The 20,770-nt window shown below is 55.2% G+C and carries 19 protein-coding genes; 18 read left to right on the top strand and 1 reads right to left on the bottom strand.

The genetic code is table 11. The features are described 5' to 3' along the window. The first annotated feature begins 3 nt into the window (after positions 1-3). From ACQE2I_RS14750 to ACQE2I_RS14670, 17 genes are all read left to right on the top strand, one after another. Positions 4-774, top strand: coding sequence for an amino acid ABC transporter substrate-binding protein (locus ACQE2I_RS14750; RefSeq protein WP_427028802.1), 771 nt, complete (start codon positions 4-6; stop codon positions 772-774). 81 nt (positions 775-855) lie between these two features. Then, positions 856-1,524 (top strand): amino acid ABC transporter permease, encoded by a 669-nt coding sequence (locus ACQE2I_RS14745; protein ID WP_427028801.1) that lies wholly within the window; start codon positions 856-858, stop codon positions 1,522-1,524. Further along, entirely contained in the window at positions 1,521-2,276 is a 756-nt protein-coding gene (locus tag ACQE2I_RS14740; RefSeq protein ID WP_427028800.1) for an amino acid ABC transporter ATP-binding protein, read from the top strand. Before ACQE2I_RS14745 ends, ACQE2I_RS14740 begins: the two co-directional genes overlap by 4 nt. A 253-nt stretch (positions 2,277-2,529) precedes the next feature. Continuing rightward, on the top strand, positions 2,530-2,796 hold the full coding sequence (gene rpsT, locus ACQE2I_RS14735; protein WP_427028799.1) for a 30S ribosomal protein S20: 267 nt from the start codon (positions 2,530-2,532) through the stop codon (positions 2,794-2,796). A 78-nt stretch (positions 2,797-2,874) separates the two neighbouring features. Then, positions 2,875-4,458: a murein biosynthesis integral membrane protein MurJ gene (gene murJ / locus ACQE2I_RS14730; protein ID WP_427028798.1), complete on the top strand. Its 1,584-nt coding sequence runs from the start codon at positions 2,875-2,877 to the stop codon at positions 4,456-4,458. A gap of 83 nt (positions 4,459-4,541) precedes the next feature. Continuing rightward, positions 4,542-5,615 (top strand): bifunctional riboflavin kinase/FAD synthetase, encoded by a 1,074-nt coding sequence (ribF, locus tag ACQE2I_RS14725; RefSeq protein ID WP_427028797.1) that lies wholly within the window; start codon positions 4,542-4,544, stop codon positions 5,613-5,615. Continuing rightward, a complete protein-coding gene (ileS, locus tag ACQE2I_RS14720) occupies positions 5,599-8,484 on the top strand; it encodes an isoleucine--tRNA ligase (RefSeq protein ID WP_427028796.1) in 2,886 nt (961 codons plus the stop codon). Before ribF ends, ileS begins: the two co-directional genes overlap by 17 nt. Continuing rightward, on the top strand, positions 8,477-9,019 hold the full coding sequence (gene lspA / locus ACQE2I_RS14715; protein WP_427028795.1) for a signal peptidase II: 543 nt from the start codon (positions 8,477-8,479) through the stop codon (positions 9,017-9,019). The genes ileS and lspA overlap by 8 nt, the downstream gene beginning before the upstream one ends. 25 nt (positions 9,020-9,044) lie before the next feature. Next, on the top strand, positions 9,045-9,491 hold the full coding sequence (gene fkpB, locus ACQE2I_RS14710; protein ID WP_427028794.1) for an FKBP-type peptidyl-prolyl cis-trans isomerase: 447 nt from the start codon (positions 9,045-9,047) through the stop codon (positions 9,489-9,491). A gap of 30 nt (positions 9,492-9,521) precedes the next feature. Further along, positions 9,522-10,502 carry a 4-hydroxy-3-methylbut-2-enyl diphosphate reductase gene (gene ispH, locus ACQE2I_RS14705; protein WP_427028793.1) on the top strand — a complete coding sequence of 327 codons (981 nt, stop codon included), beginning with the start codon at positions 9,522-9,524 and terminating at the stop codon, positions 10,500-10,502. Positions 10,503-10,588: 86 nt separating this feature from the next. Further along, on the top strand, positions 10,589-11,011 hold the full coding sequence (locus ACQE2I_RS14700; RefSeq protein ID WP_427028792.1) for a type IV pilin protein: 423 nt from the start codon (positions 10,589-10,591) through the stop codon (positions 11,009-11,011). A gap of 3 nt (positions 11,012-11,014) precedes the next feature. Continuing rightward, the gene (pilV, locus tag ACQE2I_RS14695; RefSeq protein WP_427028791.1) at positions 11,015-11,419 is read left to right on the top strand and encodes a type IV pilus modification protein PilV; all 405 of its coding nucleotides are present in this window, start codon (positions 11,015-11,017) and stop codon (positions 11,417-11,419) included. Continuing rightward, positions 11,416-11,901 carry a PilW family protein gene (locus tag ACQE2I_RS14690; protein ID WP_427028790.1) on the top strand — a complete coding sequence of 162 codons (486 nt, stop codon included), beginning with the start codon at positions 11,416-11,418 and terminating at the stop codon, positions 11,899-11,901. Before pilV ends, ACQE2I_RS14690 begins: the two co-directional genes overlap by 4 nt. Beyond that, positions 11,898-12,389, top strand: coding sequence for a pilus assembly PilX family protein (locus ACQE2I_RS14685; RefSeq protein ID WP_427028789.1), 492 nt, complete (start codon positions 11,898-11,900; stop codon positions 12,387-12,389). The genes ACQE2I_RS14690 and ACQE2I_RS14685 overlap by 4 nt, the downstream gene beginning before the upstream one ends. Before the next feature lie 55 nt (positions 12,390-12,444). Beyond that, entirely contained in the window at positions 12,445-13,467 is a 1,023-nt protein-coding gene (locus ACQE2I_RS14680) for a tryptophan--tRNA ligase (RefSeq protein WP_427028788.1), read from the top strand. Positions 13,468-13,645: 178 nt separating this feature from the next. Then, positions 13,646-14,857, top strand: a complete 1,212-nt coding sequence (locus ACQE2I_RS14675) for a YeeE/YedE family protein (protein ID WP_427028787.1) — start codon at positions 13,646-13,648, stop codon at positions 14,855-14,857. Positions 14,858-15,069: 212 nt separating this feature from the next. After that, the gene (locus ACQE2I_RS14670) at positions 15,070-16,749 is read left to right on the top strand and encodes an NAD-dependent malic enzyme (protein ID WP_427028786.1); all 1,680 of its coding nucleotides are present in this window, start codon (positions 15,070-15,072) and stop codon (positions 16,747-16,749) included. Between the two features lie 63 nt (positions 16,750-16,812). On the opposite strand, the gene acnA is transcribed toward ACQE2I_RS14670, so the two are convergent. Continuing rightward, complete coding sequence (acnA, locus tag ACQE2I_RS14665; RefSeq protein ID WP_427028785.1) at positions 16,813-19,545, bottom strand: aconitate hydratase AcnA; 2,733 nt, start codon at positions 19,543-19,545, stop codon at positions 16,813-16,815. Positions 19,546-19,816: 271 nt separating this feature from the next. On the opposite strand from acnA, the gene trxB reads away from it, so the two are divergent. Continuing rightward, the gene (trxB, locus tag ACQE2I_RS14660; RefSeq protein ID WP_427028784.1) at positions 19,817-20,770 is read left to right on the top strand and encodes a thioredoxin-disulfide reductase; all 954 of its coding nucleotides are present in this window, start codon (positions 19,817-19,819) and stop codon (positions 20,768-20,770) included.

Below are 20,770 nucleotides of genomic sequence, written 5' to 3'. Positions count from 1 at the left end.
ATTATGTCACTAATACACAAAGCCACTGTCACCCTGGCTGCACTTTCGTTAAGTGCTGCCAGCGGGTTATTTGCCGCCTCTGCCCAAGCCGACACCCTTCGCGTGGGCATGTCCGGTGGTTATTTTCCGTTTACCTTTGTCGAGCAAGACGAGCTTAAAGGCTTTGAGGTCGATGTTATGAATGCGGTGGGCGAGATCACCGGCGATGACATTGAGTTTGTTACCGCTAGCTTCTCGGGCTTGGCGGGCATGCTGGAGTCTGGCCGTATCGACACTATCGCCAATCAGATTACTATTACTCCCGAGCGTGAAGCTAAGTATGTGTTCACCGCTCCTTATGTGTATGACGGCGCGCAGGTGGTGGTGCGCGCGGGTAACGACTCCGTTCAAGGCGTTGAGGATTTATCCGGCAAAAGCGTGGCGGTCAACCTGGGTTCCAACTACGAGCAGTTGTTGCGTGAACAGCCGAATGCGGATGAGATCGATATTCGCACCTATGAGTCCAATATTGAGCAAGATGTTGCGTTGGGCCGTGTTGAAGCGTTTGTGATGGACCGCGTGAGTGCCACCCAGGTGATTAAAGAGAAGGGCCTACCGTTAGAGCTGGCGGGCCAGCCGTTCTCGATCATTGAGAACGCGCTGCCGTTCCGTGATGATGAGGCGGGCCGTGAACAGCGCGACCGTGTTGATGCAGCCCTTGCTGAGCTTCGTGACAGTGGTGCGCTGGGCGAGATATCAGCAAAGTGGTTTGATACGGATATTACTCAGCCGTAACCGCTGAACTCATCTGTTTAACGCGGCCGTGGCATTGCCACGGCCGTTTGCTTATAAGCGAAGTCGCGATGTTTAACTATCATGCTTAACCTTGAATATATGTGGGGGCTGCTGCCGGTGCTGCTGCGCTATTTGCCGCTCACGCTGCAAATGGCGACTATCGCCATGGTGTTTGCCTTGATACTGGCGTGTTTAATGGCGGTCATTCGTGTCTCGAAGGTGCCGCTGCTAAACGGTTTAGCGATGCTGTTTATCTCGTTTTTCCGCGGTACGCCGCTGCTGGTGCAACTGTTTCTGTTCTACTACGGTCTGCCTCAGTTGGTTGAAGCGCTAGTGTCGATTAATGGCGTAACCGCGGCGGTGCTGGGGCTGACGCTGCACTTTTCTGCCTATATGGCTGAGTCGATTCGTGCCGCGATTGTGGGGATCGACCGCAGCCAGACGGAAGCTGCGCTCTCGATCGGTATGACCCAGTCGCAGCTGATGCGGCGCATTATTCTGCCTCAAGCCACCCGCGTGGCAACCCCGACGCTGATGAACTATTTCATCGATATGATTAAAGCAACCTCGTTGGCCTTTACGCTGGGGGTCACCGAGCTAATGGGAGCCACGCAAAAAGAAGCCGCGGGCAGCTTCCTCTACTTGGAGGCGTTCTTACTGGTGGCGCTTATTTATTGGGCGATTGTGGAAGTGCTCTCCTGGGGGCAGCGTCGGTTAGAAATTTACCTGAATAAGGCCTACCAACGATGATTTCGCTGCAAGGCATTACCAAGCGTTTCAGTGGCCATACGGTCTTCAAAGATATCGATTTGAGCCTTTCTCAAGGCGAGATCATTGTCATTATCGGCCCTTCCGGTACGGGCAAATCGACGCTGTTGCGCTGTATTAACTTTCTTGAAAAGCCCGACGCCGGGCGCTTACAGGTGGGCGACTTGAGTGTCGATACCCAGCGTGCCAGCCGGGCGGATATTTTGGCACTGCGCCGGCGTACGGCCTTTGTGTTTCAGAACTACGGGTTGTTCGCCAATAAAACCGCGCTGGAGAATATCAGCGAGGGCATGATCGTGGTGGATAAGTTGCCGAAGGCTAAAGCCCATGCGCGGGCCAGGGAGATTCTGGAGCGCATCGGTTTGGCGGAAAAAGCCGATGCCTACCCGGCTTCACTCTCCGGCGGTCAGCAGCAGCGGGTGGGGATTGGCCGAGCCATGGCGGCTAATGCCGATGTGATTCTGTTTGATGAGCCTACCTCTTCCCTTGACCCGCAGTGGGTAGAAGAAGTACTCAGCCTAATGAAGCAGTTGGCGGTAGAGCGCCAGACGATGATCGTGGTCACCCACGAGATGCAGTTCGCCCGGGAAGTGGCGGATCAAGTGGTCTTTATGGATGACGGTGGTATCGTCGAGCAGGCGCCCCCCGAAGAGCTGTTCACCGCCCCCAAAGACGAACGAACGCGCCACTTCTTGCGCAAAATTTTAGCGCCTACGGGGCAGGATGTGCTGTAGCTTGAGTGCGGCCCCAGTATTGACAACGGCTAGCAAGCTCGCTTAACGCGTGATAGACTACGCCATCCTCTCAGACAAGTACCGTGAATGGGCAGCTTATTTCGACTGCCTGTTACACACTTTGGTAGGGTGATACCCCAGCCAAAACAATTGGTTGTTGCGGAAACGTCGTGCTGTGACAGCGCAGCCGACGAACACATATTTAATTTCGTTGCCGTTTTTCGGTAACCTTTATTCTCCAAGGAGATACCCTGTGGCGAACAGCAAGCAAGCTAGCAAGCGCGCCCGCCAGGCCGAGAACCGTCGCGCCCTGAAATCCAGCCAGCGCAGCATGGTCCGCACCTACATCAAGCGTGTAGTGAAAGCGATCAGCACCGGCGATCACGCTAAGGCAATGGAAGAGTTCAAGGCTATGCAGCCGGTCGTTGACCGCATTGCAGACAAAGACGTGCTGTCTAAGAAGAAAGCAGCTCGCCTGAAGAGCCGTTTGAACAAGCGTATTAAGGCACTGGCGGCGTAAGCCGGCAGGCGCCACAAAAAAACCGGCTGCGGCCGGTTTTTTTGTGTCTGAATGATTTTGCTGGATAACCGATAAATTATGACGGCGAAGAAAACACCCAACACTAGCCCCGGCGGCCAATTAGTTCGCAGCGGGCTAATGCGCTCTGGCCTGGTGGTTAGTGCGATGACCATGCTGTCCCGAGTGTTGGGGCTGGCACGGGATGTGGTAGTGGCTACCTTTTTGGGAGCGGGCAGCGGCGCCGATGCGTTTTTCGTGGCGTTTAAGATTCCTAACTTTCTGCGCCGTCTGTTTGCCGAAGGGGCTTTTAACCAGGCCTTTGTGCCGGTGCTTTCGGAGTATTCTACCCAGCGCAGTCGTGAAGAGATCCGTGAGCTGCTGAATGCTACCGCCGGAAGCTTAACGGCGGTGTTGGCGCTGATTACCGCCCTGGCAATGCTTTGCGCGCCGTGGTTGGTTTGGGTATTTGCCCCCGGTTTTGGGCGCGATCCCGAAAAACTGGCGCTGACCGCCGATATGCTGCGCTTAACGTTTCCCTATTTACTGCTGATCTCGCTTACCGCGTTTTCCGGCAGTGTGCTGAATACCTGGAACCGCTTTGCGGTACCGGCGTTTACTCCCGTGCTGCTGAATCTTTCGTTGATTGGCGCGGCGCTGTTTTTAATGCCGTTAATGGAACAGCCCGCCATGGCGCTGGCCTGGGGTGTGTTGATCGCTGGGGCCGCCCAGTTGGTTTTTCAGGTGCCGTTTTTACTACGCCTGGGGTTGATGCCCACGCCGTGGCCAAACTTTGCCCACGATGGCGTGCGGCGCATACTGAAGCTGATGGGGCCCGCACTATTTGGGGTCTCGGTGTCGCAAATTAACTTGCTGTTGGATACCGTTTTGGCTTCATTGCTGGCGGCGGGGAGCGTGTCGTGGCTGTATTACTCTGACCGTTTAGTAGAGTTGCCGCTGGGGGTGTTTGGGGTGGCGATTGGTACGGTGATTTTGCCCGCGCTTTCTAAGCGCCATGCGGAGCAGTCTAAGGAGCACTTTGCTGCCATGCTCGACTGGGCTGTTCGCATTGTATTGCTGTTAGGCTTACCTGCGGCACTGGCGCTGGCGGTGTTGGCCGAACCGTTGTTGATCACGCTATTTCATTATGGCGCAATGACTGACAACGATATTCAGATGGCGGCGCTGAGCCTGCGCGCTTATGCCTTCGGTTTGGTCGCCTTTATGCTGATCAAAGTATTGGCGCCGGGCTTTTTTGCCCGTCAAGACACCAAGACGCCGGTAAAGGTGGGTATTATCGCCATGGTGGCTAATATGCTGTTCAACCTTTTGCTAGTTTGGCCGCTGGCCCATGCCGGGTTGGCGTTGGCCACCGCGCTGTCTGCATTTTTAAACGCAGGCTTGCTAGGCTACTTGCTGCATAAGCAGGGCGTGCTGGTCTTTCAGCCGGGCTGGAAACGTTATTCGGTGCAGTTGCTGGGGGGTAGCGCCTTAATGTGTGCGGCGCTCTATTTTGTCGCCCCTGACTGGCAGGCGTGGCTTAGCTTTGGCCTTTGGCAGCGGGTTAGTTGGGTCACCGGTTTAGTAGTGCTCGGTGGCTCGTTCTATTTTGCGTGGCTGGCTGCACTGGGGTTACGCGTTGGTCATTTTAAAATGCACTCGTAACGTTACATCCTGGCGGGTGTATTTGTTATCAGGCGTGTTCGTTATAATCAGAGGCTTTATGTCCTCCTAACGGCTGAGGTGCCATGCGCGTCATTCGAGGTCTGCACAACTTGAAAGCGGCTCATCGTGGCTGCGTTGCGACTATCGGCAACTTCGATGGGGTGCATCGCGGCCATCAAGCCATTCTTCAGCAGTGCCGTGAACATGCGACGCGCTGGAGTGTGCCGTTAACCGTGGTGGTGTTCGAGCCCCAGCCGCGGGAGTTTTTTGCCGGTGATCAAGCGCCGCCGCGGTTAACCCGGCTGCGCGAAAAAGTCCGGCTACTGCGTGATTTTGGCGCGGAACAAGTGTTGGTTCTGCCGTTCAACGACACGCTGCGTAGCCTCACCGGGCGCGAGTTTATCGACCAGGTTTTGATTGACGGGCTGGGCGTTAAGCATTTGGTGGTGGGCGATGATTTCCGCTTTGGCTGTGATCGCCGCGGCGATTTTGCGCTGCTAGCGGAAGTAGGGCGTGAGCAAGGGTTTGGTGTCGAGCATACTCGCACCTTTACCGTGGATGACGAGCGGGTTTCCAGTTCGCAAGTGCGTACGCTATTGGCCAGTGGTAATTTTTCTGCGGCGGCGCGCCTGCTGGGTCGGCCTTATTCGTTACATGGCCGTGTGGTGCGCGACCAGCAGTTGGGGCGCACGCTTGGCGTACCCACGGCCAACTTACCGCTACTGCCGCAGCCGCTAACCCTGCGCGGCGTGTTTGCGGTAGTGGCTGAGCTTGAAAATGGCCAGCGTTACCCGGCGGTGGCGAATGTCGGCTTCCGCCCTACCGTAGGTTCAGATCGGCCAACGCTTGAGGTGCACCTGCTGGATTTTAGCGGCGATCTTTACGGCCAGCGTATGACGGTATTCCCCTGTGTGCGTTTGCGCGGCGAGGTCAAGTTTGACGACCTTGAGGCGCTAAAAGCACAAATTGAACGTGACCAGGCCCGCGCTCGCCACTATTTATTATCGGCGGCGATAGGGGTGCAAGACCGTGCTGGCCAAGACGATTCGCTTCCGCTGGCCTCGGCCCCGCTAGGGCGTGATGAGGCGATGTCTTCAAATACGATTTCTTCTGATTCTTCTTCGGCGGATGACGCCGCCGATGCTAACAACGGCTGACCAGACCATGGATTATAAGCACACGCTGAATTTGCCTGAAACTGACTTTCCCATGCGCGGCATGCTGCCAAAGCAAGAGCCGGGGCGGGTTTCCCAGTGGCAAGATATGAACATTTACCAGCGCCTGCGTGAAGCGCGCGCGGGTGCGCCGCTGTTTGTGCTGCACGATGGTCCTCCCTACGCCAATGGCAGTATCCATATTGGTCACGCCGTTAATAAGATTCTTAAAGACATCATCGTTAAGTCGAAGAACTTAGCCGGTTTTGACGCGCCTTATGTACCGGGTTGGGACTGCCACGGCTTGCCCATTGAGCACAAGGTCGAAACCACTCACGGTAAGCACCTTGAACCTAGCAAAGCCCGCGAGCTGTGCCGCGAATATGCCGGTGCTCAGGTCGAAACCCAGCTGGCTGACTTTGTGCGTTTGGGCATTATTGGCGATTGGGACCACCCTTACCGCACCATGAACTTCGCTAACGAAGCGGGCGAAATGCGTGCCTTGGCCGAGATGGTTGACGCGGGCTATGTGTTTAAAGGCTTGAAGCCGGTTAACTGGTGCTTTGACTGCGGCTCGGCGCTGGCGGAAGCTGAAGTCGAGTACGCCGATAAAAAATCCGACGCTATCGATGTAGCCTTCCCGGTGGAAGACGCCGATAAGCTCGCCGCGGCCTTTGGTTTAAGCGAACTGGCTAAACCAACGGCGGTGGTGATCTGGACGACCACGCCATGGACAATTCCGGCCAACCAGGCGCTGAACGTTCACCCGGAATTTACCTACGCGCTAGTTGATACCGGCGAGCGGCTGCTGCTGTTGGCAGAAGAGCTGGTGGAAAGCTGCTTGGAGCGCTTTGGTTTACAGGGCGAGGTGATTGCCACGACGCAAGGCAAAAACCTCGACCTGATCAATTTCCGCCATCCGTTTTATGAGCGTCTCTCGCCGGTTTATCTGGCGGAGTACGTCGAGTCTGAGGTGGGCAGTACCGGCATTGTTCACTCTGCACCTTCTTACGGTATGGATGACTTTATCACCTGCCGCGAGCATGGCATGGAGTTCGACGACATGCTCAACCCGGTGCAGGGCAACGGCGTATACGTGGACGACCTGCCGTTCTTCGGCGGCCAGATGATCTGGAAGGCTAACCCTCAAATCGTAGAAAAACTGCGCGAAGTAAATGCGCTGATGGCGCATATCCCGATCAAGCACAGTTATATGCACTGCTGGCGCCACAAAACACCGGTGATCTACCGTGCTACGGCGCAGTGGTTTGTGGGTATGGATATTCAAGGTAAAGACGGCAAAACCCTGCGCGAGCGTGCCCTGGAAGGCATCGAAGCCACCGCGTTTACCCCCGCCTGGGGCCAGGCGCGTCTACATAGCATGATCGCCAATCGCCCGGACTGGTGTATCTCTCGCCAGCGTAACTGGGGTGTGCCGATCCCGTTTTTCTTGCACAAGCAAACCGGCGAGCTGCACCCGCGCACCGTTGGCCTGATGGAAGAGGCCGCCAAGCGCGTTGAGCAAGAAGGCATTAATGCCTGGTTCAAGCTCGACCCGGCTGAACTATTGGGCGCCGAGGCGGCGGATTACGATAAGGTCACCGATACCCTGGATGTTTGGTTTGACTCCGGCACTACCCACCGCCACGTACTACGCGGCTCGCACCCCCATGGCCACGAAAGCGGCCCGCGGGCGGATCTCTACCTGGAAGGCTCCGACCAGCACCGTGGCTGGTTTCATTCATCACTGCTCACCGGTTCGGCGATTGATGGCCATCCGCCTTATCGTCAGCTGCTGACCCACGGCTTTACCGTTGATTCCCAGGGTCGTAAGCAATCCAAGTCGCTGGGCAACGTAGTAGCGCCCCAGGAAGTGATGGATAAGCTGGGCGGCGATATTCTGCGCTTGTGGGTCGCCTCCACCGATTACTCCGGTGAAATGGCTGTCTCGGACGAGATTTTGAAGCGTACCTCCGATGTGTATCGCCGGATTCGCAACACCGCTCGCTTCCTGCTTTCGAACCTTAACGGCTTTGATCCAGACAAAAACCAAGTAGCGTTTGACGATATGCTGGCACTGGATCAGTGGGTAGTGGATCGTGCCCACCAATTGCAGGCGCGGATCGAACAAGCCTACGAAGAGTACCGCTTCCTGGATGTTTACCAGCAGGTGCATGGTTTCTGCGCCCGGGAACTGGGTGGCTTTTATTTAGATGTGATTAAAGACCGCCAATACACGACGCAAACCGATTCGTTGGCGCGGCGCAGTGCACAAACCGCGCTCTATCACGTGGTGGAAGCGCTGAGTCGTTGGATCGCGCCGATTCTCTCGTTTACCGCTGAGGAGATTCACGAAAACATCCCCGGCAAGCGCGGCGACAGTGTGCTGCTGGAGACTTACTACACTGGCCTTGGCAGCCTGGAAGAAAATGCTGAACTGGGTCGTGCTTTCTGGGAGCAAGTGCTGGAGGTCAAGCACTCGGTCAACAAGTGCCTGGAAGATGCCCGTAATGCCAAAGTGATCAAGGGTAGCTTGGCAGCTGAAGTCACGCTGTATGTCAGCGATGACCTGCAGGCGACACTGGCTAAACTGGGCGATGAACTGCGCTTTGTGATGCTGACTAGCGAAGTCACGCTTAAGCCTTTGTCTGATGTGAGTGAGTCTTATGCAAGTGAGACTGATGCAGGCGATGCAGAAGCGACGGAACTTGATAACCTGAAAGTCTCAGTCAAAGCCAGCGACAACACTAAGTGCGAGCGCTGCTGGCACCACCGCCCCGATGTGGGTACTCATACGGATCATCCAGATCTATGCGGTCGCTGTATCAGCAACCTCCCCGAAGGCAGCGGTGAGATTCGTTACTATGCCTAGTCAAACTGATGCGTCTGATACTAATGCGCGGCCAGCGATGCAGCGGCCGCTGCGCTGGTTGTGGTTATCGCTGGCGGTGATTGTGCTGGATTTGGCCACCAAGTACGTGGCCAGTAGCCAGTTGGGCTATGCCCAGCCGGTAGAAGTGTTGCCGTTTTTTAATCTGACGCTGCTGCACAATACTGGCGCGGCGTTCAGCTTTTTAGCCACGCATCCTGGCTGGCAGCGCTGGTTTTTCGCCATTATTGCGATTGCTGCCAGCGTGGGGCTAACGATTTGGCTGGCGCGGATCAAAAACGACGAAAAGCTGCTGGCGCTAGCGCTGCCGTTGATTATCGGTGGTGCGTTGGGAAATCTCTACGACCGCTTGGTGCATGGCTATGTGGTCGATTTTCTGTCTTTCCACGCCGCCGGATGGTACTACCCGGCATTTAATGTGGCAGATATTGCGATTACCCTAGGGGCCGTTGCCTTGATCTGGGAATCCATTATGGGTGAGCGACGGCGCAAAAAAGCGGCCAAGGCCTCCCATTAAACGAACAGGTACATTGAGAGCTGAAATGAGCGACTATTTGATCGATGACGGCATGGAAGTGACGCTGCACTTCACCTTAAAACTTGAAGACGGTACTTTGGTGGACTCCACCAAGGAAAAATCACCGGCTACCTTTGAGTTTGGTGACGGTAACCTGCCGCCCGGCTTTGAGCACCCGATTAAAGGCATGGCCGCAGGCCAGGAGGGTACCTTTCAGATAACCCCTGAGCATGCGTTCGGCCAGCATAACCCGCAGAATATTCAGACCTTGAAACGTGCGGATTTCGGCGATGAAGCCCCAGAGATTGGTATGGTGATGTCGTTTGCCGATAAAGCGGGAACGGAATTGCCAGGTGTGGTCAAAACCATCGACGGTGATCGTATTGAAGTGGACTTCAATCACCCGTTAGCAGGCCGCACGCTCACGTTTGAAGTAGAAGTACTGGATGTTAAGCCGGTGACCACTCATTAAGCAGATGCCACGTCGCATCAAGGTGCTCTTATGACCAGCACGCAGCAAGCACAGCCTATCGAAATTAAACTGGCCAACCCGCGCGGTTTTTGTGCTGGCGTTGATCGCGCGATTGATATCGTTAATCGCGCCCTGGATGTGTTTGGCCCGCCTATCTATGTGCGCCATGAGGTTGTCCACAACCGGTTTGTGGTTGAAACGCTGCGCGACCGCGGGGCGGTATTTGTTGAAGAGCTGGATGAAGTACCTGACGACGTGATTGTGATTTTCTCTGCTCATGGTGTTTCCCGGGCGGTTCAAGCCGATGCCGAACGGCGCGGTTTGAAGGTATTCGACGCCACCTGCCCGCTGGTGACTAAAGTGCACCTGGAAGTGTTGCGCTACGCCAAGCGTGGCCAGGAGTGCATCTTGATTGGCCATGAAGGCCACCCAGAAGTCGAAGGCACCATGGGACGCTACGATACCTCCCATGGCGGGCGCATCTACTTGGTAGAGGACGAAAAAGACGTCGCCAAACTGGAGGTGAGTGATCCTTCAAAGCTGGCTTTCGTGACCCAAACGACGCTCTCGATGGATGACACCGCCAAGGTGATTGGCGCGCTGCGCGAGAAGTTTGTCGAGATTCAAGGGCCGCGCAACGATGATATCTGCTACGCCACGCAAAACCGTCAGGATGCGGTGCGTGAGCTAGCCGCCCTAAGCGATTTGTTGCTGGTGGTCGGCAGCCCTAACAGCTCTAACTCAAACCGCCTGCGTGAACTGGCTGAGCGTATGGGCACGCCTGCCCATTTGATTGATAACGCCGACCAAATCAATCCCGCGTGGCTTGAGAACGTAGCGCGTGTTGGCGTAACCGCAGGTGCCAGTGCCCCCGAAGTGTTAGTGAAAGGCGTGATTACCAAGCTGCAAAGCATGGGCGCAGCAATACCTGAAGAGCTACAGGGCCGCGAAGAAACGATTACTTTTTCGATGCCGAAGGAGTTGCGTGAAAAGGTAATTGCCAGCAGCTAAGAATCCCTTGATTAACGTGATGCAAAGCGTATTGGTTTTCGACATACTCAAACAGTATGGGCTCACTAATACGGGAGCGGCGCTGAGTGTCTTACGTTTATCATCCTTCCGCTGGCCATTTTTGCCTGAATGGTCAGCGCGGCTTTACCCTTATTGAGCTGTTAATTGTGGTCGCGATGATTGGTATCGTTGCCTCCATTGCCTACCCCAGCTATACCCGCTATGTGGCGCAAAGCCGCCTTACTGACGGTAAGTCTGGTTTGCTGCAGGCAGCAACGGAAATGGAGCGGTGTTATACGGCTAATTATACGTATGAAGCCGGATGCCTTGAAACCACGCAATCACCCGAAGCTGTCTATCCCACGATCACGCCGACTACTTTAGGTTCGACTTACCGTCTTGAAGCCCAGGGTGGAACCAGAGTGCCGCAGGGTTGCGAAACACTCTGGTTGCAAAGTGACGGCCAGAGAGGCCCAAATGGCATAAACAACACACCTGAGTGTTGGTAACTTATGGCTCAGCGTGGCTTTAGCTTAATAGAAGCGTTAATCGCGCTGGTCGTTCTCTCGGTCGGCCTGCTTGGCGTGGCGGCTATGCAATTTAAAGCGCTGCAAAGCGCACACGATGGTTATCAGCGTTCGCTGGCAAGCGTCGCTGCCGTGGATGCTCAGGAAAGGCTGTGGGCGGAGCTGGCAATGCTTGACCCCGACCAAACCTGTGAAAATATCGATAGCTCAGCGGTGCAAACGAAATGGCGAGCCCATTGGTTTCAGGGCGATGATAGCTCGCCGTTGCGCGATGCTATTGAAGCGCAAAGCGCTATTGAACCGGTAGATGGGGACGAGAGTTGCCTGTTCCGCGTCATCCTGGAGCTTGATTACCTGTTTCGCCTGCCCAACCTGGAAGCTGTGCCATGAGGCCTGTTCAGCGCGGGTTTAGCCTGGTAGAAATGCTGGTGGCAATGGCGATCGGCACAGTCATTACCTTGGCAGCTGGCCAACTGTTGTTAACCACCTTTCAAACGTTTCAAACTGTTGACAAGATAAGTCGCAAGCAAGAGACATTAATTTTTGCCGTTAGTATGCTGACGGAAGCAGGCCGCAAGGGCAATATTGGCAACTACGCTATCGTCCCGGATGAGCGCAGTTCTGGCAGCGGTACGCGTCATTACTGCGTACTCCAGGACGAAGTGCAGAACCAACCTGTCGTTGATCTTGCCCAAGTTGACGACGCGACAGCCTGCCCGGCCCTTTCTGAGCCCAACGGTGATGAGGTATCGCATAGTGTCACGCTGCTCATTGGCGACTGCCGAGAAAGCGTGGGTGCGACGTGCGATCACATCACTTTTACCATCAGTGAGCGCAATAAACTGATCACACCCCAAGAGTTAGCGCCATGAAACAGCAGCAAGGCGCAGCGTTAGTGATCGTGATGGCGCTGCTCGCCGGTGCGCTAATATTAGGCATGTCGGGTATGCAGAGCGCGTTGATTGATGAGCGCTTGGCGGGTAACTATCGAGCATCGACGCAGGCTCGCATGAATGCCGAAATCGCTGTCGCAAATGCCTTAGATGAAGATGGGCTTGTTTTCTTGACGTCAGTTAGCTCGTTAAATGACTTGCTAGCAATGAGTTGGAATGAGCTTAATGAGCAGTTTTCAGGCAATCAGGATGCGCTCAATTTCGGCTGTGAAAGAGAGGGGCAGTTTGAGTGTGTCTATATCCCGTTAACCTTGGCCGAGGGGCATTATGTGCTGGCCAAAGGCATCGTTGGGAGCGCTCAACATAGCAGGGTCGAAAGTAACGCTATCTTGTTGCGATATGTCGCTGAAGAGGAGGGGGAGAGCGGTGGCCTGCCGAGCTTTTCCGAGTGGACAGAAGAGCTGTAGTTAAGCTTTATTATTGCGTATAGAATATTGTGAATTTATTCAAAGAGTTTTCTTAATGCCAGAAACATCCAACACTCGCGTTCTTACCGGTATCACTACTACTGGCACGCCCCATTTGGGTAACTATGTCGGGGCGATCAAGCCTGCTATTGAGGCAAGCCAAGACCCTAGCGTTCAGTCGTTCTACTTTTTGGCGGACTACCATGCGCTGATCAAGTGCCCCGACCCGAAGCGGGTGCAAGAGTCGCGGCTGGAAATTGCCGCCACATGGCTGGCACTAGGTTTGGATACCGATAACGCTATTTTCTACCGCCAGTCGGATATTCCCGAGATCCCTGAGCTGACTTGGATGCTCTCCTGTGTGTGCGCCAAAGGCTTGATGAACCGTGCCCATGCCTATAAAGCAGCGGTAGCTGAGAACGAAGAAGCAGAAAACCAGGATGCCGATAAAGGCATTACCATGGGGCTGTTTGGCTACCCCGTACTCATGGCGGCCGATATTCTAATGTTCAACGCCAATAAAGTGCCGGTAGGGCGAGACCAGATTCAGCATATTGAAATGGCTCGCGATATCGCTGGGCGTTTTAACCACCTTTATAAAGGCCAGCACTTTGTGCTCCCCGAGGCGGTAGTAGACGACAAGATACAGCTACTGAATGGCTTGGATGGGCGCAAGATGTCCAAAAGCTACGATAATACGATTCCGCTGTTTGCCCCCGAAAAGAAGTTGCAAAAGCTGGTGCGTAAGATTAAAACCAACTCGCTGGAGCCCGGTGAGCCGAAAGACCCCGATACTTGCACGCTGTTCCAGATTTATTCAGCCTTCGCGACAGCCGACGAGACGGCTAGCCTTCGTGAGCAGTATGCCGCGGGCATTGGCTGGGGCGATGCCAAGAACCAGGTGTTTGAGTATTTGAACGCCCATTTAAGCGCTCCGCGAGAACGCTATAATGCGCTGATGGAAGATCCGGCTCACATTGAGGCTGTGTTGCAAAAGGGCGCCGGGCGGGCACGTGAAGAAGCGGCAGTAACGATGGATCGCTTGCGAGCGGCCGTTGGCCTGGGATCGTTTGTCTAATATTCTATAAAGCGATAAGTATTCTATAGCGTCATAATTATTCTATAAAGTTATAAGCACTGCTTAATAAAGAATTTTCAGTGTTCTACCGCTATCGTTAGGCTTATAACTATTGTTCATGTCTGCCAAAAGCGCCTGTTTGTTAGCAGGCGCTTTTGGTGCTGCTAAAGGTGAATGTATGTCTACAACGACGGTTGTTGCACCCCAGAGCTATCGCGTACCGCTGATCGCTACAGCGGCGATTGTGCTGGGTGCGTTGCTGGTGGGTGTGGTGTTTGAAGCCAATACGGGTCTGTTGATGATTGTCGGCGGGCTGTTTGGCATGGCGCTGTATCACGCGGCGTTTGGTTTTACCTCGGCGTGGCGGGTATTTATTACCGAGCGGCGGGGGCGTGGCCTACGTGCGCAGATGGTGATGCTGGCCATTGCGGTGGTGCTGTTTTTTCCTGCTTTGGGGGCAGGCACTCTGTTTGGCAACGAGGTAACGGGCTTTGTGTCGCCTATTGGTATTTCTGTGCTGGTAGGGGCGTTTATTTTCGGGTTGGGCATGCAGTTAGGCGGCGGCTGTGCTTCGGGCACGCTATTCACGGCGGGCGGTGGTAACGCACGTATGCTGATTACCCTAGTGTTCTTTATTGTCGGTTCGGTGATTGGTTCGGCGCATTTTGCTTGGTGGCAGAGTTTGCCTGCTTTTCAGCCAGTATCACTGGTTAATGTCGCCGGTGTTGGTGGTGGGATAGCGATTAGCCTGGTGCTATTCGCCGCTATTGCTGCTTTTACTTGGGTGATGGAGAAGCGCCGTCACGGCCAGCTAGAGCAAGCGCCTAGCGTCAATAAGCACGGTTATGAGCGCTGGCTGACGGGCCCTTGGCCGCTAGTGGCGGGCGCCGTAGCGCTGGCATTATTGAACTTCGCCACCTTGGCACTGGCCGGCCGCCCTTGGGGGATTACCTCCGCGTTCGCACTGTGGGGCGCTAAAGGCTTTGAGCTGGTGGGTGGCGATGTAAGCCAGTGGGGCTACTGGCAGGCGCCCGGCAATGCGGCGGCCCTTGAAGCTAGCGTATGGAGCGACATCACTACGGTGATGAACGTGGGTATTATGCTCGGCGCGCTGGCGGCTGCGAGCTTGGCCGGTCGCTTTGCGCCTAACTTCAGGATCCCATTGAAATCTATTTTGGCCGCGGTCATTGGCGGTCTTATGCTTGGCTATGGCGCGCGGTTGGCGTTTGGCTGCAATATCGGTGCTTACTTCAGCGGTATTGCATCAGGCAGCCTACATGGTTGGGTATGGCTGGTGGCTGCGTTTGCCGGCAACATGTTGGGCGTTAAGCTACGGCCATTTTTCTTCGTGGGAGCAGAAGGACACAAACCAACCGCAAAAACCGCCTGACTTAGTTGTCAGCTATTTAGTTTTCAGCTATCTCTTACGCCTCGATTTAGTCGCCTGAATCGGGGCGTTTTTATGCCTACAGGGGCGCTCTCTTCCACCTTTGTCGCAGGAGCATGTTACATTATCTTCAAACGCCGCAAATATTACCTGAAAACGCCGCAGGTGCCGCTATTGCTGCATCGCAGCAGTGATTGATATAAAAGAGAGTGCTTATGACTATCCAGAGTAAACGCCCCTTATACCTTCCTTACGCCGGTCCTTCTCTGCTCGAAATGCCGCTATTGAACAAAGGCAGCGCGTTTACTCAACAAGAGCGCCTGGCATTTAACCTGATTGGCTTGCTACCCCAAGAAGTGGAAACCATTGAGGATCAGTTGAAGCGTGCCTATCGCCAGTACCAGCAATGCCATAGTGACCTTGAAAAGCACATTCACCTGCGCGCCATTCAAGATGACAACGAAACGCTCTATTTCCGTTTGGTCTCCCAGCATCTAGAAGAGATGCTGCCGATTATTTATACCCCCACGGTCGGTCAGGCGTGCCAGGAGTTCTCTAATATTTATCGTAACCACCGCGGCCTGTTTATTAGCTATCCTGACCGCGAGCATATGGATGACATTCTGCGCAGCGCCACTAAAGATAACGTTAAAGTCATTGTGGTGACGGATGGTGAGCGGATTCTCGGTTTGGGTGACCAAGGGATCGGCGGTATGGGTATTCCGATTGGCAAGCTGGCGCTGTATACCGCTTGTGGTGGTATCAGCCCTGCTTACACGCTGCCGATCATGATTGATGTGGGTACCAATAACAAAGCGTTGCTGGATGACCCTATGTACATGGGCTGGCGTCACGAGCGGATAGGGCAAGAGGAGTATGATGCTTTCATGGCGGAATTTATTGCCGCAGTGAAGCGCCGTTGGCCTAATGTACTGCTGCAGTTTGAAGACTTTGCCCAGGCTAATGCGGTGCCACTGCTAGAGCGCTATCGCAACGAGCTGTGCTGCTTTAACGACGACGTTCAGGGTACCGCTGCTGTCGTAGTGGGCACCTTGATGGCGGCTTGCCAGGCACGTGAGGAGTCCATTGCCCAGCAGCGCGTGGTGTTTGTAGGCGGCGGTTCGGCGGGCTGTGGTATCGCCGAGCAGGTGGTGGTCGCCATGGAGGCCGAGGGCCTGACCGAAAGCGAAGCGCGGGCGCGCATTTTTGTTGTTGACCGCGATGGCTTGATGACCAGCGATCAAGCGTGGCAGCGCGATTTTCAGCGCCGCCTAGCCCACGACCCTGCGCTAGTGGTGGAGTGGAACGGCCAGGGCCTGGAAGAGACGATTGCCCAGATCAAGCCAACGGTATTGATCGGCGTTTGCGGCCAGCGCGGTATCTTTACCGAGCAAGTTGTACGCACCATGCACGCGGGCTGTGAGCACCCGGTGATCATGCCGCTTTCCAACCCGACCTCGCAAGCAGAGGCGGTGCCGGAAGACGTCATCCGTTGGACCGATGGCCAAGCGCTTGTGGCGACCGGCAGCCCCTTTGCGCCCGTGGTGCATAACGGGCGCACTTACCCGATCGCCCAGTGTAATAATGCTTACATCTTCCCGGGTATTGGTTTGGGTGTAATTGCCGCTAGCGCCAACCGGGTGACTGATGAGATGTTAATGAGCGCTTCGCGTGCGCTAGCTCGTGAAGCGCCGTTGGTAAAAGAGGGCAAAGGCGCGTTGTTGCCGCCACTGTCGCGTATCCGCGATATCAGCAAGTCGATTGCTTTTGAAGTCGCCGCCCAGGCGCAGCAAAACGGTGTGGCGTTAAAAACCAGCGGGACGACGCTGCGTGAGCTAATCGAAAAAGCGTCGTGGACGCCGGATTACCGCACGTATCGCCGCCGCGCTTTTTAAGCACTCGGCAAAAAAAAGCCCCCACCGAAGTGGGGGCATGCAAGCATTGGTAAGGCTTTACCTCTAGGCTGCGCCGATCATCTTGCGCAGCACGTAATGAAGGATACCACCGTGGCGGTAGTAAGCCAGCTCGTTTACCGTATCAATTCGGCACTTGGCATCAACGCTACGTTCTCCATCGGCGTTTTTGATTACCACTTTTACCGTGCCGCCGGGCGACAGGTCGCTTAATCCGGCAATCGAAATCTCTTCATCCCCGGTTAATCCCAACGTTTGACGGCTTTCGCCTTCGACAAACTGCAGCGGTACAACGCCCATGCCGATCAGGTTGGAGCGGTGAATGCGCTCAAAGGATTCGGCAATTACCGCGCGAACGCCGAGCAAACGGGTACCTTTGGCCGCCCAATCCCGCGAGGAGCCGGTGCCGTACTCTTTGCCGGCAATTACCACTAGCGGTTTGCCTTCCTCTTTGTACTTCATGGCCGCATCGTAAATAGCCATCTGCTCGCCGCTGGGTACGTGGCGTGTCTCGCCGCCAACTACGCCATCGAGCATCTCATTTTTGATCCGCACGTTGGCAAAGGTGCCGCGCATCATGACTTCGTGGTTACCCCGGCGTGAGCCGTAGGAGTTGAAGTCGACCGGCTTAACGCCATGCTCTTGCAGGTAGCGCCCGGCGGGGCTGTCGGGCTTGATGGAACCGGCTGGGGAAATGTGGTCGGTAGTGACTGAGTCGCCTAGCATCGCCAGCACGCGGGCGCTGTGTACGTCTTCGATGGCGTCCGGCTCGCGACCCATGCCTTCAAAGAAAGGCGGGTGCTGAATATATGTCGATTCAGGCCACTGGTAGACTTTGCTTTCTGAAACGTCGATCGCTTTCCAGACGTCGTCACCCTCAAATACCGCGCCGTACTCTTTGCGGAACATGGCGGTATTGACTTTCTCAACGGCGCTGGCAATCTCGGCTTGGCTGGGCCAAATGTCTTTTAGGTAGACCGGTTCGCCGTCACTGCCCTTACCAATCGGCTCCTGGGTTAGGTCACGCTGAACGTTACCCGCCAGGGCATAAGCCACCACCAGGGGCGGTGAAGCGAGCCAGTTGGTTTTTACCAGCGGATGAACGCGGCCTTCAAAGTTACGGTTACCAGAAAGTACCGAGGCGACGGCAAGATCGCCATCGTTAATGGCCTGTTCGATCTCATCCTGCAGTGGCCCAGAGTTACCGATGCAGGTGGTGCAGCCGTAGCCGACAAGGTTAAAGCCTAGGGCATTCAAATCGTCATCGAGCCCGGCGGCTGCAAGGTAATCGGTGACTACCTTTGAGCCCGGCGCGAGCGAGGTTTTTACCCACGGTTGGGTGATCAAGCCTTTTTCACGCGCTTTGCGCGCCAGTAAACCCGCCGCCATCATCACGCTGGGGTTGGAGGTGTTGGTGCACGAGGTAATCGCCGCAATCACTACCGCACCGGGGTCAAGGCTGAAGTCGTGCTTATCAACTTTAACGTTTTGACTGGTGTCGTGTTTGAAGCTGCGCTCAACGCCTACCGCGGTTTGGCCGCCTTCAGAAGAGAGTTGTCCCTTGGCGCTGGCATCCGCGTTGACGTCTTCCTGCATAAACTTGTCAAAGGCTGCCGCCATGTCTTTCAGCGCCACGCGATCCTGCGGGCGTTTGGGGCCGGCAAGGCTGGCCTCTACCTCGGTCATGTCCAGTTCCAGCGCATCGGTGAAGATCGGCTCATCGCTGGGTTCGCGCCATAGCCCTTGAGCTTTGCTGTAAGCTTCGACCAACGCGACCTGTTCATCTTCACGTCCGGTTAGGCGCATGTAGTTCAGCGTTTCGTCATCGACCGGGAAGAAACCGCAGGTGGCGCCGTACTCAGGGGCCATATTGGCGATGGTGGCGCGATCCGCCAGCGGCAGATCTTTTAGGCCGTCGCCGTAGAACTCAACGAACTTACCTACCACGCCTTTTTTACGCAGCATCTCGGTTACGGTAAGTACCAGGTCAGTGGCGGTAATGCCTTCGCGCAGTTTACCGGTTAATTTGAAGCCAATGACTTCAGGGATCAGCATCGATACCGGCTGGCCAAGCATGGCCGCTTCGGCTTCGATACCGCCAACACCCCAGCCGAGTACGCCCAGGCCGTTGATCATGGTGGTGTGTGAGTCAGTGCCGACGAGGGTGTCGGGGTAGGCGAAGGTTTGGCCGTCTGCGTCTTTGGTCCACACCGTTCTGCCCAGGTACTCCAGGTTGACCTGGTGGCAAATACCGGTGCCGGGTGGCACAACGCTGAAGTTATCAAACGCCTGCTGACCCCAGCGCAGGAACTCGTAGCGTTCGCGGTTGCGCTGCATTTCAATATCGACGTTCTCTTGGAACGCCGCCGGGCTGCCGAACTTATCGACCATAACTGAGTGGTCGATGACCAGGTCAACGGGGGAGAGCGGGTTGATCTTGGCCGGGTCTTCACCCAGGCTTTCTACCGCAGCGCGCATGGAGGCTAAATCCACCACGCCGGGGACACCAGTGAAATCTTGCATCAACACACGCGCCGGGCGGTAGCCAATTTCACGGCTGGATTTACCTTCGCCCTGCCAGTCGACCAGGGCCTGCATGTCTTTTTGGTCTACGCTCTCGTCGTCGGCGAAGCGCAGCTGGTTTTCGAGTAGAATCTTGAGCGTTTTGGGCAGCCGGTCAATATTGCCGAGTGCCTCGGCCGCTTGGGGCAGGCTGTAGTAGTGATACGTTTTACTGCCAACCGCTAGGGTGCTCAGCGTATCGGGTATCTTGCTCATGCCACTCTCCTCTTATTGCGGGGTGCTTAGTGACTTAACACTCACTAGGCGTGACGGTCACGGTCTTGCTTTCTAGTATGGCTTACCATGGTAAGAATACATGCGTCTTTGCACAGCCGCTTTCAAGGCTTGTTCGTCTAATAGCCTAGACGAAACCTTGCAATAGCTTGTACTTGGCACCATTTCAGGCAGACTCTGTGGCTAATTTTTTATAAAGCTATTTACACAGCTATCGACAAAGCTATCAGTCAAATCTTTACAAGGTGGTGTCATGGAAACTCGTCATGAGCGTTTGATTATTCTTGGATCCGGCCCCGCAGGCTATACGGCTGCTGTTTACGCCGCACGGGCAAACCTAAAGCCGCTGCTGATTACCGGTATTCAGGCGGGTGGCCAGCTGACCACCACAACCGATGTGGATAATTGGCCAGGCGACGCGGAGGGTGTCCAAGGTCCTGAATTAATGGAGCGTATGAAACAGCACGCGGAGCGCTTTAATACCGAAGTGCTGTTTGACCATATCAATGAGGTTAGCCTAGGCGAAAAACCCTTTACTTTAAAGGGTGATAGCGGTGTTTATACCTGCGATGCCTTGATCGTGGCCACCGGTGCCAGCGCGCGTTACCTGGGCCTGCCCACCGAGCAGCAGTTTATGGGCCAGGGGGTTTCGGCCTGTGCTACCTGCGATGGTTTTTTCTACCGCAACCAGGAAGTCATTGTCGTGGGCGGCGGTAATACCGCTGTGGAAGAGGCGTTGTATCTTTCCAATATCGCCTCCAAAGTCACCCTGGTACACCGCCGCGACACGCTGCGGGCGGAAAAAATACTCCAAGATAAGCTATTTGAAAAAGTTGAGGCAGGCAAAATCGCGCTTGAGTGGTTCCAGGAAGTCGAAGAGGTGCTCGGCGATAACTCGGGCGTGACGGGCATTCGGGTTAAATCCACCCAAGATGGTTCCAGCAAAGAGATTCATGCGCCAGGGCTATTTATTGCCATTGGCCATAGCCCTAATACGGGCATCTTTGAAGGCCAGTTGGCAATGAACGGCGGCTATATCAAAGTGACTTCAGGCTTGGAAGGCAACGCCACTGCGACAAGCGTGCCAGGCGTGTTTGCCTGCGGCGATGTGATGGATCACATTTATCGGCAAGCGGTTACCTCGGCGGGCAGTGGCTGCATGGCGGCACTAGATGCTGAGCGCTATTTAGACGGTATTGCCGGGTAA

It is taken from the genome of Halomonas sp. H2 (assembly GCF_050215315.1).
Taxonomy (GTDB): domain Bacteria; phylum Pseudomonadota; class Gammaproteobacteria; order Pseudomonadales; family Halomonadaceae; genus Vreelandella.
Note: the sequence above shows the minus strand (reverse complement) of the source record. Positions and strands in the feature narration are given on the sequence as shown.

Coding starts and splice junctions, on each gene's coding strand:
- ACQE2I_RS14750 (WP_427028802.1), top strand. CDS start 4: ATGTCACTAATACACAAAGCCACTGTCACCCTGGCTGCACTTTCGTTA.
- ACQE2I_RS14745 (WP_427028801.1), top strand. CDS start 856: ATGCTTAACCTTGAATATATGTGGGGGCTGCTGCCGGTGCTGCTGCGC.
- ACQE2I_RS14740 (WP_427028800.1), top strand. CDS start 1,521: ATGATTTCGCTGCAAGGCATTACCAAGCGTTTCAGTGGCCATACGGTC.
- murJ (WP_427028798.1), top strand. CDS start 2,875: ATGACGGCGAAGAAAACACCCAACACTAGCCCCGGCGGCCAATTAGTT.
- ribF (WP_427028797.1), top strand. CDS start 4,542: ATGCGCGTCATTCGAGGTCTGCACAACTTGAAAGCGGCTCATCGTGGC.
- ileS (WP_427028796.1), top strand. CDS start 5,599: ATGCTAACAACGGCTGACCAGACCATGGATTATAAGCACACGCTGAAT.
- lspA (WP_427028795.1), top strand. CDS start 8,477: ATGCCTAGTCAAACTGATGCGTCTGATACTAATGCGCGGCCAGCGATG.
- fkpB (WP_427028794.1), top strand. CDS start 9,045: ATGAGCGACTATTTGATCGATGACGGCATGGAAGTGACGCTGCACTTC.
- ispH (WP_427028793.1), top strand. CDS start 9,522: ATGACCAGCACGCAGCAAGCACAGCCTATCGAAATTAAACTGGCCAAC.
- pilV (WP_427028791.1), top strand. CDS start 11,015: ATGGCTCAGCGTGGCTTTAGCTTAATAGAAGCGTTAATCGCGCTGGTC.
- ACQE2I_RS14690 (WP_427028790.1), top strand. CDS start 11,416: ATGAGGCCTGTTCAGCGCGGGTTTAGCCTGGTAGAAATGCTGGTGGCA.
- ACQE2I_RS14685 (WP_427028789.1), top strand. CDS start 11,898: ATGAAACAGCAGCAAGGCGCAGCGTTAGTGATCGTGATGGCGCTGCTC.
- ACQE2I_RS14680 (WP_427028788.1), top strand. CDS start 12,445: ATGCCAGAAACATCCAACACTCGCGTTCTTACCGGTATCACTACTACT.
- ACQE2I_RS14675 (WP_427028787.1), top strand. CDS start 13,646: ATGTCTACAACGACGGTTGTTGCACCCCAGAGCTATCGCGTACCGCTG.
- ACQE2I_RS14670 (WP_427028786.1), top strand. CDS start 15,070: ATGACTATCCAGAGTAAACGCCCCTTATACCTTCCTTACGCCGGTCCT.
- acnA (WP_427028785.1), bottom strand. CDS start 19,545: ATGAGCAAGATACCCGATACGCTGAGCACCCTAGCGGTTGGCAGTAAA.
- trxB (WP_427028784.1), top strand. CDS start 19,817: ATGGAAACTCGTCATGAGCGTTTGATTATTCTTGGATCCGGCCCCGCA.